Raw genomic sequence first — 17375 nt, 5'->3', positions numbered from 1 at the left:
CGTTTACTGGCGGCGGATCAGTCTGCCCGATGCGTGGACTTTGCGATCTCAAATGGGAAATGGGAGGAACCAGATGAAAAGGTTCGTAACTGTTGTGGCCGCCGCAATTGCCAGCGCAAGTCTTGCGCTGGCGCAGGTCACCGAAGAAATGCTATTGAACGATGCCGCCAGCACCGCGGATGTGCTGACCAACGGCATGGGCCGCAATCTGCAGCGCCACTCACCGCTTGATATTCTGAACAAGGACAATGTGGAAAACCTTGTTCCCGCCTGGGCGTTTTCGCTTGGCGGTGAAAAGCAGCGCGGGCAGGAAACCCAGCCGCTGATCTATGACGGCATGATGTACATCACCGGGTCCTATAGCCGGATGTATGCCATCGACGTGAAGACCGGACGCGAGATCTGGCAATATGACGCCCGGCTGCCCGAAGGCATTCTGCCGTGCTGTGACGTGGTGAACCGGGGTGCGGCGATCTATGGTGACAACGTCTATTTCGGCACGTTGGACGCACGTATCGTCGCCCTGAACCGGATGACTGGCGATGTGGTCTGGAACAAGAAGATCGCCGATTACAAGGCCGGCTACAGCTACACCGCCGCGCCACTGATTGTGAACGGGCTGATCATCACCGGTAACTCGGGCGGCGAATTCGGGATTGTCGGTGAAGTTCAGGCGCGCGATGCCGAGACCGGCGATCTGGTCTGGACTCGTCCGGTGATCGAAGGCCATATGGGCACCCTGAACGGCGAAGAAAGCACCATGACAGGTGAACTGAACGCCACATGGCCCGGCGATATGTGGAAGACTGGCGGTGGGGCCACCTGGCTTGGCGGCTCTTATGATGCCGATACCGATACACTGGTCTTTGGTACGGGTAACCCTGCACCGTGGAACAGCCACCTGCGCAATGCAGGCACACCAACCGAAGGCAATGCGGGTGATAACCTCTATGCTGCATCGCGGATCGGCATTGATCCGGCCACCGGCGAGATCAAATGGCACTTCCAGACAACGCCCCGCGAAGGCTGGGACTATGATGGTGTGAACGAGGTTGTGGCTTATACCGACCGGGACGGAAACGACCGGTTTGCCACCGCCGACAGAAACGGCTTCTTCTACGTTCTGAACCGCGAAGATGGTGCCTTTGTTTCGGCCACGCCGTTTGTCAAAGACATCTCGTGGGCAGAAGGGATTGATGACACCGGACGGCCGATCTTTGTCGAAGAAAACCGGCCCGGTGATCCGGCCGCGGCGGCCGATGGCAACAAGGGCGAAGTGATCTTTGCCTCGCCATCCTTCCTTGGCGGCAAGAACTGGATGCCAATGGCCCATTCGCCCGAGACCGGCCTGTTCTACGTGCCCTCCAACGAATGGGGCATGGATATCTGGAACGAGCCGATCACCTACAAGCAGGGCGCCGCATATCTTGGCGCGGGCTTCACGATCAAGCCGAACTATGCCGATCACATCGGCAGCCTCAAGGCAATGGATCCTGATACTGGCGAGCTTCGTTGGGAGTTCAAGAACCCCGGCCCATTGTGGGGCGGCGTGATGACAACGGCAGGTGGGCTTGTCTTTACCGGCACGCCAGAGGGCGAGTTCATTGCCTTTGACGATGAAACCGGCGAGGTTCTGTGGTCCTTTCAGACGGGGTCGGGCATCGTTGGTCAGCCTGTGACCTGGGAACAGGATGGCGAACAGTTCGTGACCGTCATCTCCGGTTGGGGTGGTGCGGTACCACTTTGGGGCGGTGAGGTCGCAAGTGCGGTCAACTACCTCAATCAGGGTGGTCTGCTCTGGACTTTCCGACTGCCACAGCAATTGGCCGCAAACTAGGTCTAGACACTTCGAACGGCCGATGAAAAGGCGCGCCTCCCCCACGGTGGCGCGTCTTTTTTATTGTATTGGACCTTTGGCGAATTGGAAAATTGATCGCGGTGTTGCTAGGCTTGACCCATGGCAATGGTTGAACATTCGGCATCTGCAACAACACAGGCACAGCGTGGCTGGGCGCTGATCATTGATGATCATCCGCTTTTTTGTGATGCGCTGGAACTGACCTTGCGCGCGCTTGACCGGTTCGATGACGTCAAGACCGCCGATTGCATGGAGGCCGGGCTCAAACAGCTAGAGCACGCGCCTGCCCCTGCACTGATCCTGCTGGATCTGAATCTGCCGGATGTCAGCGGGCTGGACGGCCTGATCCGGATCAAGCGATGCGCCGACAAGTCGCCGGTTGTGATCGTCTCATCCGTGACGGACAACGCAATCATCAACGCAGCGATTGCCGCTGGCGCATCAGGCTTTGTTCCGAAACATTCGGGACGCGCCGTGTTCAAAGAGGCGCTGGCAGAGATCGCCGAAAACAAGGTCTATAAGCCCGCCGGTTTTGTCGATGCCCCGGACGGGGACGACTATGCCCGGACGCTCGCACGGCTGTCATCCCTGACCAATCAGCAAGGCCGCATTCTGGAACTGATCTGCGAAGGTAAACTGAACAAGCAGATCGCCTATGACCTGTCGATTGCCGAGGGCACGGTCAAGGCGCATGTGACGGCGATCATGCGCAAGTTGGGTGTCCAGCGCCGAACACAAGCAGTGCTTGTGGCCCAAGAGGCGCGGTTTTTTAACACATTGCCAAACGCAAAATAAACGTCCTATCCTCCTGTTCCGGGAGGACTATCAGACATGACAACGGAGCTTCCGTTGCAATCCGGCCTTTTGCGAAAGGCCGAGGTGCGTTGTTCAACGACATCGCCTGTTGCCGCACTTGGCAGCCGTCTGGGCGACACGCCGCTTTGCCTGCTGATCCTGTTTGTAACCCCGCAAATTGACTTTGCAGCGGTGGTTGGTGAGGCCAGCGCGCTTTACCCCGATACCGTGGTTGTGGCCTGCACCACAGCCGGTGAAATTGGCGCTGGCGGATATGACGAGGGGCTGATTGTCGCCATCGGTTTTCCCAGCGCGGATTTTGCGGCCACGTCACTGGCGATTGCCAATCTGGACCGGTTTCAGGCCGAGGCCGAAACAGACCGCATTGCCCAGGAACGGGTCGCCTTGCAAGATCGCAACCCGGACATGGAGACCGGCTTTGCCTTTCTGATTGTCGACGGGTTGTCCCGGCGGGAAGACACGCTGACGGCCACGATCTCGCCTGCGTTGCGGGATATGCCGCTTTTCGGGGCATCTGCAGGGGATGGGACCGATTTTCAGGCCACTTTGGTGGCGTTGAACGGGCAGATCATGACCAATGGCGCGGTTTTGACGCTGATCCGCAGCCAACATCAGACCCAGGTCTTTAGCCTGGATCATCTGATCCCGACCGAAACGCAGATGGTGGTGACCGATGCGGATCCCGAACGTCGCATCGTGAAATCTATCAATGCCGAACCGGCCGCACGGGAATATGCGCGCATCGTCGGCAAGGACCCCGATCAGCTGGATCGTTTTACATTTGCCTCGCACCCGGTTGTGGTGCGGATTGGGGGCGATCACCATGTCCGCGCGATCCAGCAGGTCAATGAGGCGGGCGAGCTTGTCTTTTTCTCTGCCATTGACGAGGGGATGGTGCTGACCGTGGCCGAACCCCAGAATATGGCAGATCATCTGCGGGCGCGGATGGAGGTCCTTTCCGCAGATGCCACCCCCACGGATATCATCGGGTGTGACTGCATTCTGCGGCGCATCGAGGCTGAACAAACCCAGATGAGCCGCGAAATCTCGACCTTGCTGTCGGAATATAACGTGACCGGCTTTTCGACCTATGGCGAACAGATCGGGCCGCTTCACGTCAATCAGACGATGACGGGCGTCGCCTTCTATCGCAAGGCGCAGGTGCCGTAATGTCGATCATCAATCCCAACGATACCCTGTCGCGTCAGAACGAAAAACTGCTGCAAATCACCCAGTCGCTGATGCGCCGGGTCGAGCAGAAGAACGACCAATCCGGGCTGGCCTATCAGCAGTTCGAGCGCGCCGCCTTGCTGGAAACGCAGGTGCGCGAACGCACCAAGGAGCTTGAGCGCACGCTGGATCTGCTGCAGGAATCCAACGCCCAGCTTGAGGCCGCCCATACCGAGACCGAACGCGCCCGCGCCAACATCACCGAGGCCATTGAAACCATCAACGAGGGTTTTGCGTTGTTCGACCCTGACGAGCGGTTGGTTCTGTTCAACAGCCGTTTCTGTCGTGACGTCGCCGACATTACCCAGCACCTGTCCGAAGGGCTGCACTTTACCGATTACGTTGATCTGGTGTCGCAAAGCACACATCTGGCGCTGTCCTCGGACGAAACGCCGCAGGACTGGGCTGCCAAACGCCTGTCACGCCATAGCAGCGACCATGTTGTGTTCAACGTGCGCCTGATGTGGAACAGGTGGCTGCAGATCAGCGAACATCGCACCGCGCGCGGCGGAACGGTGATCCTGCAGACCGACGTGACCGAGATGATGCGATCCGAAAGACAGCAGCGCGATGAGATGCTGGACCAGCAGGCCCGCATCCTGCAAGCCACGCTGGATCACCTCAATCAGGGTGTCTGCATCTTTGATCACAACAAGACGCTTGTGGGCTGGAACAAGACGATGAACGGCATCCTTGCGGTCGCCCCTGACAGGGCTATTCGTGGCCTTGCCTTTTCCGCCCTGCTGAACATGCTCGAAAGCGAGCTGACATTCCATGGCGATTTTGACAGGGCGCGACTGGCGCGCTGGGCCAATCACCGGTCGCGCCGCAAACCCATTGCATTCGAGATCACCCGCAACGATGTCCAGACCCTGAGCGTGTTTGCGCAGGAAATGCCGGATCGTGGATTTGTGATCAGCTTCACGGATGTGACCGCCGAACGCGAAGCGGCCCAGGCGCTGTTCGATATCAATGAAACGCTGGAACGCGGCGTGATGGAACGCACCGAAGAGCTGGGCGAGGCGCTGGCCGAGGCAGAGCGCGCCAATGCCTCCAAATCCCGCTTTGTTGCGGCGGCCAGCCACGATCTGTTGCAGCCCCTGTCAGCCGCAAAATTATTCATGTCGTCGCTGTCGGACCAGTTGACCGAACCGCAGACGCGCAAGGTGCTGGCACAGGCCGAAACGGCCTTGTCCGGGGTTGAGAATATAATCGAGGCGCTGCTGGATATCTCGAAACTTGATGCGGGCAAGGCCGTCTTTGATGTCCGGGCGGTCAAGCTTTCGGCCATCCTCGGGCCATTGCGGGATGAACTGACGCCGGTGGCGCGGGCGAAGGGGTTGGAGCTGACGGTTGTTGATAGCAGTCTGAGTGTGATCAGTGATCCGGGCTATCTGCGCCGCATCCTGCAGAACCTGATTGCCAATGCAGTGAAATACACGGTGACGGGGCGCGTGATTGTCGGTGTGCGGCGCAATGGCGGCTCTGCCCGGGTCGAGGTCTGGGATACCGGCCCCGGCATTGCCGAAGATGATACCCAAACGATCTTTCAGGAATTTGCGCGCCTGGACGGTGTTGCCACAAATGACGGGCTTGGTCTGGGGCTTGCCATTGTCGAACGGGCTGCCATGGGGCTTGGTCACGAGCTTAGCCTTTGGTCACGTCCGGGGCATGGCAGTTGCTTTTCGATCAACGTGCCGGTTGCAACGGTCGATGCCGCGAGCATACCAAAACCGTCCGATGATCCGGCAGCGCTGGGTGATGTGCTGCGCGGCATGATCGTGTTGCTGGTCGAGAATGATCAACAGGTCGCTCATGCGATGTCACTGATGGTCGAAAACCACGGGGCCGAGGTGCTGCTGGCCCAGAACGCCGCCGAGGCGCTGGCGCTTTTGCGTGAAATCCAGCTTGTGCCGGATGTGCTGCTGCTGGACTATCAGCTTGGGGCAGGCGCAGACGGTCTGATGCTGTACCGCGATATTCAGCAGAAATTCGGCGCTGTGCCTGCAGCGATCATTTCCGCGGATCGCAGCAGGGAGCTGCAGCAGGATTGCAATGCAGCGGGCCTTAGCCTGTTGGCCAAGCCGATTGACCGTGACAAGCTGCTGACCTTTCTGACCGGCACGCGCGCCCAGCCTGCGCGGATGGGCGGCTTCGAATTTCCGATCGCAAAACTGGTGTCATCGCCCGAAACGTAGCTTGCGATGCGCTGCGATGACGGGTCTTTCGGCGCCTTGGCGGGAACTAATTTAATATTTTTCTTGCCGAAACCGGTTTCGGAACCGATCTTGATTCTCCAAGGGGGGACATCATGGGCGTAACCGGTCGGCAAGGTCATCTGACGGCAAGGTCACCGCGTGTGACCATCGCGGATGTGTCGCGCGCCTTGGGGGTGACCAAATCCACTGTCTCACGAGCGCTGAATGCTTATCCGGATATCTCGGCCTCGACCCAGCTGCGTGTGCGCCGGATGGCGGACAAGATGGGTTATCGCCCGCTTAGCCATGCGCAGGCTATTCGTACCGGTCTGACCAAGTCGCTGGGCCTGGTGATCCAGATGGCCGATCACGATTCCCAGCGGCCCTTTCTGGCGGAATTCCTGTCCGGCCTGTCGCAAGGGGCCAGCGCCGAAGGCTGGACATTGACCATCGCCGCCTCTGACAGCCCGCAGCATACGCTGGATATGTTTGGTAGCATGATCGCGGACCGCAAGGTTGACGGGTTCATCCTGCCGCGCCCGATGATCAATGATGCCCGCGTCGCCATGTTGCGGCAGGCGGATGTGCCGTTTGTCCTGTTTGGACGCAACCCCGATCCGGCCGGCTGCGCGTGGTTTGATGTTCTGGGCGAGGGGGCCATGCAAGAGGCCGTGCGGCATCTGGTGGGGCTGGGGCATCGGCGCATCGGCTTTATCAATGGCGGGCGGCAATACACATATGCCGCCTTGCGCCACACGGGGTTCATGCAGGCGATGGCCGCAGCGGGATTGCCCGTTGATCCTGCACATATCAAGGAAAATGCCGTGACCGTGGATGAAGGGGCCGCCGCAGCCGACGCCCTGCTTGATACACCGCAACGGCCAACGGCAATCGTCTGTGCTGTCGATTTTGCGGCCCTTGGTGTCTACCGGGCCGCGGCGGCGCGGGGTCTGACAATCGGCAAGGATGTTTCTGTCATATCCTATGATGGCACGCCCGATGGCGGGCATGCCCAACCCCCGCTCAGCACATTTGCAGTTGATTTCACAAATTCCGGCAAGCGGTTAAGCACATTGCTGATCCGGCGCATCAAGGGCGAACCCCTGGATACGCTGCGCGAAGAGGTCCCAGCCACTTTTCTCAATCGCGGGTCCGTTGGCCCGCCAGCCCGGAATTGGCCATCATCGTCCAAACAGATGGCGCAATAAGAATAATCCAAGATACTCAAAGGGAGGAACACCATGAAACTGAATAAAACATCTGCGTTGCTGATGGGGGCAGCCACCGCCTTGGTGCTGTCATCTGTTGCAGCCGGTGCAGAAACGCTCCGGTTCTGGACAACCGAAGAACAGCCAGAGCGTCTGGCACGTCAGGAACAGATGGCGGCTGATTTTGCTGCTGCATCGGGCCACACGGTCGAGGTGATCCCGGTGTCAGAGACCGATCTGGGCACACGGGCCACAGCCGCATTTGCGGCAGGCGATCTGCCCGACATCATCTATCACCCGCTGCAATACGCACTGCCTTGGGCCGAGGCGGGAATCCTCGACACTGACGCGGCAACGGATGTGGTGGAAAACCTTGATCCGTCAACCTTCGCGCCCGGCGCCCTTTCAATGGCCGCTGCTGATGGTGGGTATGCGTCAGTTCCGGTCGATGGCTGGACCCAGATGCTGGTCTACCGTGCCGATAAATTCGCCGAAGCGGGGCTGGAGCCACCAACATCCTATGCCAACGTGCTTGCAGCGGTTGAGGCCTTGCACAACCCGCCCGAGATGTATGGCTTTGTCGCCGCGACCAAGATTGATGAAAACTTCATGAGCCAGGTGCTGGAACATGTGTTCCTTGCAAATGGCGTCTCGCCTGTCGGACCTGACGGCATTGCCGAACTTGATGAAGCCGCGACAATCGAGGTGCTGGAATTCTACAAGGCCATTGCCGAGGCCTCGCCCCCCGGCGATCTTTACTGGGATCAGTCGCGGTCGCTTTATTTCTCGGGCAATGCGGCGATGATCATCTGGTCGCCGTTCATTCTGGATGAACTTGCTGGCCTGCGTGACAGCGCCCCGCCAACCATCAACGATGACCCAACCAGCACCGATCTGGCGGCAGCGACAGGCATCGTGACGAACTTCTCGGGGCCATCCAACCCTGACGGGGCAGCCTGGGGTGACGTGCGCTATTTCGGGATCACATCAGATGCGTCAACAGATGCGGCGATGGAATTTGTCGAATACTCGATGACCGAAGGCTACGGGCAGACCCTTGCAATTGCACCGGAAGGCAAGTTCCCGGTCCGTCGCGGTACGGTGGACGAGCCCGGCAAGTTCAGCGAATTGTGGGCGACCCTTGATGTCGGCGTGGACCGCAAGGCGCCGCTTGGCGATCTGTATGACGCGGCGATGATCGGCGAGATCGTTGGTGGTCTGGACGTCGCACAGCGCTGGGGCGTTGCAGATGGGCAGCTGGCCACGGCCTCTAAAATCATCAACTCCCAAGTGATCAATCGTCTGGTCAGAGAGTATATTGATGGTGAGCGTGACGCAGCCGCGACAGTGGCAGAGCTGAACACGGCTATTGCCGGTGTCGAGTAAACGCTGAAAATCATCCCGCCCCGGGCATTGTATTCCGGGGCGGGCCTTTCCCGATGAAATGCGACATCTGCCATGTCTGAGACATCCCCACCAAAGGGCACCGGCCCGCTTGCGCGGATAGAGGCGCGTCTGGCCTGGGGTCTGTTGGCCCCCACGATCACCGCCGTCGCGCTGGTGGTGCTGCTGCCATTGCTTGCGATCTTCTGGATCAGCGTCAAACCCGTCTCGCTTGCGGATTTGCGCGCCCCCGAGGTGGTGCTGCGCGAGGATATCCGTGGTGATGACGAGGCCGTGGGCGATCAGGCGACGATCCGATACCGCTTGCGCAATTCCTCGCAGGAACAACCGATCCTTGGGGTCACTTTCGCCGATACCGTCCCCGAAGGCCTGACCATCACCGAGGTTGATCCGCGTTGTACGCTGGATGACCGCGCCCTGCGCTGTGACCTTGGCGATATCGAGGGTGGATACCGCGAAAGCCTGACCTTCCCGGCGATCGTCGCACAACCCTATCTCGACAACGCCTTGCGGCCGCAAGACAGCGCCGCTGACGTGACTGGCAGTGCGTCCAATGTGCTGACCAATGCCACGTTCACCCTGGACAATTTCAAGCGTGTCTTTGACGGGGCAGAGTTCTGGTCGGTGTTTTGGGTCACGATGTTCTACACCGTCTTTGGCACAATAGGTGCGCTGCTCTTTGGCCTGTTCGCGGCGCTGCTGTTGAACAAGTCTTTCAAAGGGCAGGGCATTCTGCGGGGCCTTTATCTGTTTCCCTATGTCTCACCGATTATTGCGGTCGCATTCGCGTGGATATTGCTGTTTGACCCCTTCTCGGGCTCGGCCAATGCGTTGCTGATCCAGATGGGCGTCACGCAAGAAGCGATCAACTTTTTCGGTCAACGCCCACTGGCGCTGATCATGGTGACGATCTTTGAAATCTGGCGGTACTTTCCGCTGTCTTTCCTGTTCATCCTGGCCCGGATGCAAAGCATTGATACCGACATGTACGAGGCTGCCGATATGGACGGGGCCTCGCCGTTTCAGCAATTCTGGGCGCTGAGCGTTCCGCAATTGCTGGGCATCCTGTCGGTGCTGTTCCTGCTGCGCTTTATCTGGACCTTTAACAAGTTCGACGACATCTTTCTGCTGACGGGAGGCAATGCAGGGACACGGACATTGACCGTCAATGTCTACGAGCAGGCCTTTGCCGTGTCCAATATCGGTGCGGGTGCGGCTGTGGCGGTGGTGATCTTTGGCTGCCTGCTGCTGTTTTCGGCCTTCTTCTTCAAATTCATCAGTCGGGAGGAAGGGCTATGAGTGCGCTTCGCTACGGCTTTGTCATCGGCCCGCTTTTGGGCGCGCTGTGGATGGTTGTCCTGTCGACAACGGTCGCCGTCGCGATGAGCTTTTCGACGGGCGAGGCGTTCCGGCCCCATATCCTGCTGTCGCTGCTATGGGGCGGGATCATCGGCTATACGATCTCGCAGCGTCTGGGCGACTTCTGGGGCGAAGTTATGGGCACGGCCTCGCTTGTTATTCTGATCCTGCTGGCCTCTGGGCCGTTGGTTGTCGGGCCAGAGGCCAGCGCCTTTGCGTCGATCTTTGCGGCAACCGCCCTGTCGGTGGCTTTTGTGTGGTCGGTTCATGTGATCCTTGATGATATGCCCGCCAAGGCGTTGACCCGTCACGAGTTCGAGGGCGCAGTGATTAAATTCCTGACCGGCTTTGGCTATATCTTTTTCACGGCTATCGTGCTGATCCCATTCTATGTGATGGTGCTGACGAGCCTGAAAAATCAGGCAGAGCTTATCCAGAACCCGCTGGATTTTTCGGTTGATCTGTCCAAGGGCTGGGATCTGTTCCGATCCTACGACGAGTTGTTCACCCAGTTCAATTTCGGCACCTATCTGGTCAACTCATTTCTGATTTCCGTGCTGACGGTCTTTATCACGCTTTTGTTTGCGGTGCCCGGCGCCTATGCGGTTGCGCGGCTGCGGTTCAAGGGGCGGGCGGCCTTCTCGCGCTCTATTCTGTTGATCTACATGGTGCCGATGATCGTTCTGGCCTTGCCGATCTATATTGCCTTTTCCATGACGGGTTTGCGCAATTCGCTGGTGGGGATCATCATGATCTACCCGGTCACGACCATTCCGGTCGCGCTATACATGCTGCAGGGGTATTTCCGCGGGCTACCGGCCGAGGTCGAAGAGGCGGGGCTGATGGATGGTTTGTCCCGGCTCAAGGTGATCTGGAAAATCACGCTGCCGCTGTCGCTGCCTGCCATGGCGTCAGTGTCGCTCTATGTGTTCATGATCGCGTGGAATGAGTTCCTGCTGGCCTTCATGTTGCTGGATGACCCCAGCAAATTCACCCTTACGCGGGGCATTGCCTCGCTCAATTCCTCTGAAATTCCAAGGCAGCACCTGATGGCCGGTTCCGTGGTTGCCACTGTTCCGATCATGGCGCTGTTTCTGGGATTGGAACGATTTATGACCAAAGGCCTGACTGCGGGCAGCGTCAAAGGATAACGATATGACTGATCTTGATGACAAGGCCCGCGCGATCCTGCGTTTGAATGACAAAGGCGGCTATACGCTGCCAACTCACGGGCTTTATCCCTATCAATGGAACTGGGACAGCGCCTTTGCCGCATGGGGGTTTGCGACATTCGATAATCCGCGTGCCTGGGATGAACTTGATACGCTGATGGCCAGCCAATGGCCCAGCGGTATGGTTCCCCACATCATCTTTCACAAGGTTGATCCGGGCTATTTCCCCGGACCGGACGTTTGGGGAACGGGGCAGACGCCGCCCACATCGGGGATCACCCAACCTCCTGTTGCGGCCACCATGGCGCGGCTTGTCTGGGAAATGGACCCCGACGCAGGCCGGGACAGGCTTGCAGCCCTTTACCCCAAACTTCTGGCCTGGCACCGCTGGTGGCACGAGGTCCGCTGCACCCACGGCCCTGCGGCAATCGTGCATCCATGGGAAAGTGGGCGCGACAATTGCCCGGATTGGGATATTGGGATGGCTGGGGTCGATGGGTCATCGGTCGGGCCATATACCCGCCGGGATACAGGCCATGTCGATCCCGACATGCGCCCCACAAAAGAGGATTACGACCGCTACATCACCATTGTGGAATTTGGCCGAAACTGTGGTTGGGATGACAAGACCATCGTGGATGAGGGGCCGTTCCTGATGTCGGACCCGGGAACCACCTTTGTGCTGTTGCGGGCCCACCGGGATCTGGCGGTACTTGGCCAAGCGCTGGGCCATGATGTCTCGCAGATCGAAGAATGGGCTGCCGCATTGCGATCCGCGCTGCCGCAAATCTGGAACCCGGCACTCGGCGCGTATGACGCGCGCAACCTGCGGACCGGCGCGTTTGCAAATGTCCTGGGGTCGGGGGCGTTTCTTGCCTATCTGGCCGGTGCCGGAAACACCGAACTAGATACGCAACTGATGCGGGTCTGGGACGCGGTCAGCTATGGTATCCCTTCGGCGGACCCCGAAGCGCCGAGCTTTCATTCGCGCAAATACTGGCGCGGGCCGTCCTGGCCGTTTCTGAACGCGCTATTGGCGATTGGTTTTACGGAAAACGGTCGTGCGGATCTGGCTGAAAGGCTGCGGGCAGAGACGGAAATGATGCTGCAGAAACATGGGTTCTGGGAATATTTCGATCCATTGGATGCGGCCCCTTGTGGTGGGGCAGATTTCACCTGGACCGCTGCAATCTGGCTGACCTGGGCGCGTCATAAACCCGATAGTGAAATGAAAGGGGCGGCCTGATGTCCTCTATCGCGCTGCGCAATGTCGAAAAGTGGTTTGGCAATATCCAGGTAATCAAAGGCGTCGATCTGGAGATTGCAGAGGGCGAGTTTGTCATCTTTGTCGGGCCGTCTGGTTGCGGGAAGTCGACGTTGCTGCGGATGATCGCAGGGCTGGAAGAAACCAGTCGGGGGCAGATCATGATCGGCGATCGGGATGCCACGGCAGAACCGCCCAGCAAACGCGGGCTGGCGATGGTCTTTCAGTCCTACGCGCTTTATCCGCATATGTCGGTGCGCGACAATGTGGGCTTTCCCCTGAAATCCGCCGGGCTGCCTGCCGCGGAAATCGCCGAAAAGGTGGACGAGGCGGCCCGGGTTCTGAAGCTTGACGCCTATATGGATCGCCGCCCCAAGGACCTGTCCGGCGGGCAGCGTCAGCGGGTGGCCATTGGCCGATCCATTGTCCGCGACCCGACCGCCTTTTTGTTTGACGAGCCGCTGTCAAATCTGGACGCGGCCTTGCGGGTCGAGATGCGCTACGAGATCGCCAAACTGCACCAGACCCTGAAATCGACGATGATCTACGTCACACATGATCAGGTCGAGGCGATGACCCTGGCGGATCGGATCGTGGTGCTGGAAGGGGGCCGGATCGCGCAGGTCGGCAGCCCGCGCGAGCTCTATGAAAGCCCTGCGAACCTTTTTGTGGCCCAGTTCATCGGGTCGCCCCGGATGAATGTTCTGCCAACCCGGCATATGACCGGGCTGACGCCACCGGATGGTGCCGTGCAGGTGGGCATTCGCCCCGAACATGCGCGCCTGGCAGAACCGGGCGCGGGTCATATCGACGGGCGGGTCGATGTGCTGGAATATCTGGGCGCGGATACATTTGTGGTCATGGATTGCGGTGATGGTGTGCAGATCAATGTGCGGATCTCGGGGGATACCACGCTTGGCCCCGGTGACCCGATGAGCATCATCTGTGAAGATGGGCGGGTGCATTTCTTTGACGCAGACGATCAGGTGATCTGAGGCGTTCCAGACCAGATCATAACCCGCGCCCGCCTTCGGTCGTTTTGAGACCGTTTTTGCGTTTTACTTGCGGGTGACATTCGATCACTCTGTTTGCAATCGCGGGGAGGGCGAGATGCGAACACAGGTCGCGATCATCGGGGGTGGCCCGTCTGGCCTGCTGCTGGCGCAGTTGCTGCATCTGCGCGGGGTCGATGCGGTTGTGCTGGAACGGCAGACCAAGGCCCATGTGTTGGGCCGGATCAGGGCAGGTGTACTGGAGCAGGGGCTAGTGTCCCTATTGGCCGAGGCCGGTTGCGCCGACAGGATGCGCGCCGAAGGGTTCGTCCATGATGGCACGCTGCTATCGGATGGCAACGATATGTTCCGCATCGACTTTGTGGCGCTGACGGGCAAGCCCGTCATGGTCTACGGCCAAACCGAAGTGACGCGCGATCTTTACAATGCCCGCGCCGAAAGCGGGGCGCCAACCGTGTTCTGCGCCGAGAATGTCACCATCCATGACGCAGATACCGAAACCCCGCATGTGACCTATGACGCGGACGGCCAGACCCGGCGGATAGACTGCGATTTCATCGCGGGCTGCGACGGATTTCACGGCGTTAGCCGCAAGACCATTCCCGCGGACAAGCGGCAGGAATTCGAAAAGGTCTATCCGTTTGGATGGCTGGGCGTCCTGAGTGAGACACCACCCGTCAACGACGAACTGATATACGTCAACGCGCCGCGCGGCTTTGCCCTGTGTTCGATGCGCAATGAAAATCTCAGCCGGTACTATGTGCAATGTGACGCATCCGACGACGTAAAACGATGGAGCGATGACACCTTCTGGGATGAATTGCGGTTGCGGTTGCCGCCCGATCAAGCCGCCGCATTGGTCACCGGCCCATCCATTGAAAAATCCGTTGTGCCTTTGCGCTCATTCGTGACAGAGCCGATGCGCTGGGGCCGCCTGTTTCTGTGCGGTGATGCGGCCCATATCGTGCCGCCAACAGGTGCAAAGGGGCTGAACACGGCGGCATCGGACGTGTACTATCTCTATCACGCCCTGGTCGATTTCTACGAAAGCGGCAGTGTAGGCGGGATTGATGGTTATTCGGCAAAGGCCCTTGCACGGGTGTGGAAGGCCGAACGGTTTTCGTGGTGGTTTTCATCCCTTCTGCACCGCTATCCGGACCAATCCGGGTTTGACCAAAAGCTGCAGGCGGCCGAGCTGTCCTTGCTGCGCAGCAGTGAAGCCGCCCAAAGGGCGATGGCCGAAAACTATGTCGGCCTGCCGTATTGATGAACCACAAACAAAGGAGCGGATCCATGGACGACAAGGCAAGACGCGGAATGGCCATCCGACGCGAAGTTTTGGGTGATATACATGTTGATCGGGCCGAAGCCACCAAGACAGAATTTGACGCCCCGTTTCAGGACCTGATCACCGACGCGGCCTGGGGCACGGTCTGGGCTGATGATACAATCACGCGGCGGGAAAGGTCGATGCTGACCCTGGCGGTTCTGGCTGCAACGGGCAGTTACGCCGAAATTCCGATGCATGTCCGCGCCTGCCGCAACACAGGCGCCTCGGCCGAGGATATCATGCAGGCTTTCCTGCATGTGGCGGTCTATGCCGGGGTGCCCAAAGCCAACCATGCGATCACCCTCGCCAAGGAAACCATTGCCGAGATGGAAATTCCGTCGTGACCAAAGGCCCGTTCATGGCGCGGGACCGTGATTGGCAACCTGCTGCACTGACCCCGGATTACAAAACAACTATCTTGCGCAGCCCGCATGCGCCACTTCTGCACATGCCGACGGCGCTGCCCGAAGAAACCGGGCCGGTTTTTGGCCATGACGTCCTGCAGCCGCGCGATGACGATCTGATCCTGAATTACGGAGCGGAAGGGCAGGCGGCGATTGGGCCGCGGATTTTGGTTCATGGTGTGGTCGCTGACCAGAATGGCAGGCCGCTGCCCGACACCCTGATCGAGATATGGCAAGCCAATGCTGCGGGGCGCTACCGGCATCACAATGACGGCTACCTTGCCCCGCTAGATCCACATTTTGGCGGCTGTGGCCGGGTGATGACCGACACGCACGGGGCTTACACATTCCGGACGATCCAGCCTGGCGCATACCCGTGGCCAAATGGCCCGAATGCGTGGCGACCTGCGCATATTCATCTTAGCATCCTTGGCCCAAGCTTTGCGCAGCGCCTGATCACACAATTCTATTTCGAGGGGGATCCGCTGATCCCGCTTTGCCCCATTGTCAACAGCCTTGGCAATCCTGCGGCGGTCGACCGGCTGACCGCCCGGCTGGATATGGACAGGGCCGTCCCCATGGATATGCTTGCCTACCGGTTTGATATCACGCTGCGCGGACGCCATCAGACGCCATTTGAAAACCGGACCGCGGGTTTGTGACGATGGATCAGCACAAGGAAACACCGTCTCAAACCGCAGGTCCCTACTTGCATATCGGGTGTTTGCCGAAAGTGGTGGGTATCCAGCGCCCCGACGCTAATTTGGGCAGCACGGTTCGGCGCGGTTCGATCAGCGGACCGCCCATTACTGTCGAAGGGGTCATCACCGACGGGACGGGGGCGCTGGTCACGGACGCGATGGTCGAGCTGTGGCAGGCCGATGCGACCGGCCTTTACCCGTCGGACCTTGAGACGCGGGGCAAGGCCGATCCGAACTTTCTGGGCTGGGCGCGCAGCGGCTGCGACCCTGATAGCGGGCTGTTCCAATTTGAGACGATCAAGCCGGGTGCCCGGCCGCTACCCGATGGCACGCAAAATGCGCCCCATATCACCTTTTGGATTGTGGCGCGCGGGATCAATATCGGGTTGCATACGCGTATGTATTTTCCGCAGGATCAGACGGCCCATCAACGTGATCCGCTGCTTGGGCAGCTTGTGGACCCGGACCGGCGGGGTACACTGATCTGCAAGAAAACCGGGGATCATGCCTACCGGTTTGACATCTGTCTGCAAGGTGCGGCAGAGACTGTTTTTCTGGATATCTAGGGGGCTTGGATGCGCAAACCATGTATCATTTGCATCGCGATCACCGGGTCAGTGTCGACGAAGGCGCATAACCCGGCGGTCCCGATTACGGTGACTGAACAGATTGAAAGCACCCATGAGGCGTTCGAGGCAGGGGCCACCATCGCACATTGTCATGTGCGCAACGATGATGGCAGCCCCAGCAGTGATCCCGACAAGTTTGCGCAGCTGCAAGAGGGGCTGCGCGCCCATTGTCCCCAGATGATCATTCAGTTCTCGACAGGCGGCCGGTCCGGGGCAGGGGCAGCGCGGGGCGGAATGCTGCCTTTGCAGCCGGACATGGCCTCACTGACGGTAGGGTCCAATAATTTCCCGACCCGGGTTTATGAAAACCCGCCCGATCTTGTGACGTGGCTGGCAGGTGAAATGCGCAAGTACCGGATTACGCCCGAGATCGAGGCCTTTGATCTGTCCCACATTCATCAAGCGGTTGCCCTGCACAAGGCCGGCGCGCTTTATGGCCAACTTTATGTTCAGTTCGTCATGGGGGTGAAAAATGCGATGCCGGCAGATCGCGATGTATTTGACTACTATATCAAAACGCTTGAGCGGCTGGCACCGGGAACGCCGTGGTGTGCGGCCGGGATCGGGCGGCATCAGATTGAACTGAACGAATGGGCGATCGCTGCGGGCGGGCATGTTCGCACCGGGCTGGAAGATAACGTGCGCCTTGACCGGACCACATTGGCGCCGTCCAATGCGGCGCTTGTCAAACGGGCGGTCGAGATCTGCGACCGCCATGATCGCCCGATTGCCAGCCCGGAACAGGCCCGGGCCATACTGGGCCTCGCCGCCTGACGGCAAGGCCCGCTT

General features: G+C 59.3%; 15 protein-coding genes. All 15 read left to right on the top strand.

Going from position 1 to position 17375, the window contains the following annotated elements; genetic code table 11:
- The first annotated feature begins 73 nt into the window (after positions 1 to 73).
- On the top strand, positions 74 to 1837 hold the full coding sequence (locus tag AABB31_RS10495; RefSeq protein WP_342078189.1) for a PQQ-dependent methanol/ethanol family dehydrogenase: 1764 nt from the start codon (positions 74 to 76) through the stop codon (positions 1835 to 1837).
- A 120-nt stretch (positions 1838 to 1957) separates the two neighbouring features.
- Positions 1958 to 2653 carry a response regulator transcription factor gene (locus AABB31_RS10490; protein WP_342078190.1) on the top strand — a complete coding sequence of 232 codons (696 nt, stop codon included), beginning with the start codon at positions 1958 to 1960 and terminating at the stop codon, positions 2651 to 2653.
- 36 nt (positions 2654 to 2689) lie between these two features.
- On the top strand, positions 2690 to 3844 hold the full coding sequence (locus tag AABB31_RS10485) for an FIST N-terminal domain-containing protein (RefSeq protein ID WP_342078191.1): 1155 nt from the start codon (positions 2690 to 2692) through the stop codon (positions 3842 to 3844).
- A complete protein-coding gene (locus tag AABB31_RS10480) occupies positions 3844 to 6102 on the top strand; it encodes a PAS-domain containing protein (RefSeq protein ID WP_342078192.1) in 2259 nt (752 codons plus the stop codon). Before AABB31_RS10485 ends, AABB31_RS10480 begins: the two co-directional genes overlap by 1 nt.
- 113 nt (positions 6103 to 6215) lie before the next feature.
- The gene (locus tag AABB31_RS10475) at positions 6216 to 7310 is read left to right on the top strand and encodes a substrate-binding domain-containing protein (protein WP_342078193.1); all 1095 of its coding nucleotides are present in this window, start codon (positions 6216 to 6218) and stop codon (positions 7308 to 7310) included.
- Positions 7311 to 7343: 33 nt separating this feature from the next.
- The gene (locus AABB31_RS10470) at positions 7344 to 8696 is read left to right on the top strand and encodes an ABC transporter substrate-binding protein (RefSeq protein ID WP_373635723.1); all 1353 of its coding nucleotides are present in this window, start codon (positions 7344 to 7346) and stop codon (positions 8694 to 8696) included.
- Positions 8697 to 8768: 72 nt separating this feature from the next.
- A complete protein-coding gene (locus AABB31_RS10465) occupies positions 8769 to 10013 on the top strand; it encodes a sugar ABC transporter permease (RefSeq protein ID WP_342078194.1) in 1245 nt (414 codons plus the stop codon).
- Positions 10010 to 11224, top strand: a complete 1215-nt coding sequence (locus AABB31_RS10460) for a carbohydrate ABC transporter permease (RefSeq protein ID WP_342078195.1) — start codon at positions 10010 to 10012, stop codon at positions 11222 to 11224. The genes AABB31_RS10465 and AABB31_RS10460 overlap by 4 nt, the downstream gene beginning before the upstream one ends.
- A gap of 4 nt (positions 11225 to 11228) precedes the next feature.
- Positions 11229 to 12491, top strand: a complete 1263-nt coding sequence (locus AABB31_RS10455) for a hypothetical protein (protein ID WP_342078196.1) — start codon at positions 11229 to 11231, stop codon at positions 12489 to 12491.
- Complete coding sequence (locus AABB31_RS10450) at positions 12491 to 13504, top strand: ABC transporter ATP-binding protein (RefSeq protein WP_342078197.1); 1014 nt, start codon at positions 12491 to 12493, stop codon at positions 13502 to 13504. The genes AABB31_RS10455 and AABB31_RS10450 overlap by 1 nt, the downstream gene beginning before the upstream one ends.
- A gap of 115 nt (positions 13505 to 13619) precedes the next feature.
- Entirely contained in the window at positions 13620 to 14789 is a 1170-nt protein-coding gene (gene pobA, locus AABB31_RS10445) for a 4-hydroxybenzoate 3-monooxygenase (protein ID WP_342078198.1), read from the top strand.
- A gap of 26 nt (positions 14790 to 14815) precedes the next feature.
- Complete coding sequence (pcaC, locus tag AABB31_RS10440; RefSeq protein WP_342078199.1) at positions 14816 to 15196, top strand: 4-carboxymuconolactone decarboxylase; 381 nt, start codon at positions 14816 to 14818, stop codon at positions 15194 to 15196.
- A 14-nt stretch (positions 15197 to 15210) separates the two neighbouring features.
- Positions 15211 to 15918 (top strand): protocatechuate 3,4-dioxygenase subunit beta, encoded by a 708-nt coding sequence (pcaH, locus tag AABB31_RS10435; RefSeq protein WP_373635803.1) that lies wholly within the window; start codon positions 15211 to 15213, stop codon positions 15916 to 15918.
- Between the two features lie 2 nt (positions 15919 to 15920).
- Entirely contained in the window at positions 15921 to 16523 is a 603-nt protein-coding gene (gene pcaG / locus AABB31_RS10430) for a protocatechuate 3,4-dioxygenase subunit alpha (protein ID WP_342078201.1), read from the top strand.
- A gap of 9 nt (positions 16524 to 16532) precedes the next feature.
- Complete coding sequence (locus AABB31_RS10425) at positions 16533 to 17360, top strand: 3-keto-5-aminohexanoate cleavage protein (RefSeq protein ID WP_342078202.1); 828 nt, start codon at positions 16533 to 16535, stop codon at positions 17358 to 17360.
- Positions 17361 to 17375: the final 15 nt, after the last annotated feature.

The sequence above is a fragment of the Yoonia sp. SS1-5 genome (assembly GCF_038443705.2).
In the GTDB taxonomy this organism is placed as follows: domain Bacteria; phylum Pseudomonadota; class Alphaproteobacteria; order Rhodobacterales; family Rhodobacteraceae; genus Yoonia; species Yoonia rhodophyticola.
Note: the sequence above shows the minus strand (reverse complement) of the source record. Positions and strands in the feature narration are given on the sequence as shown.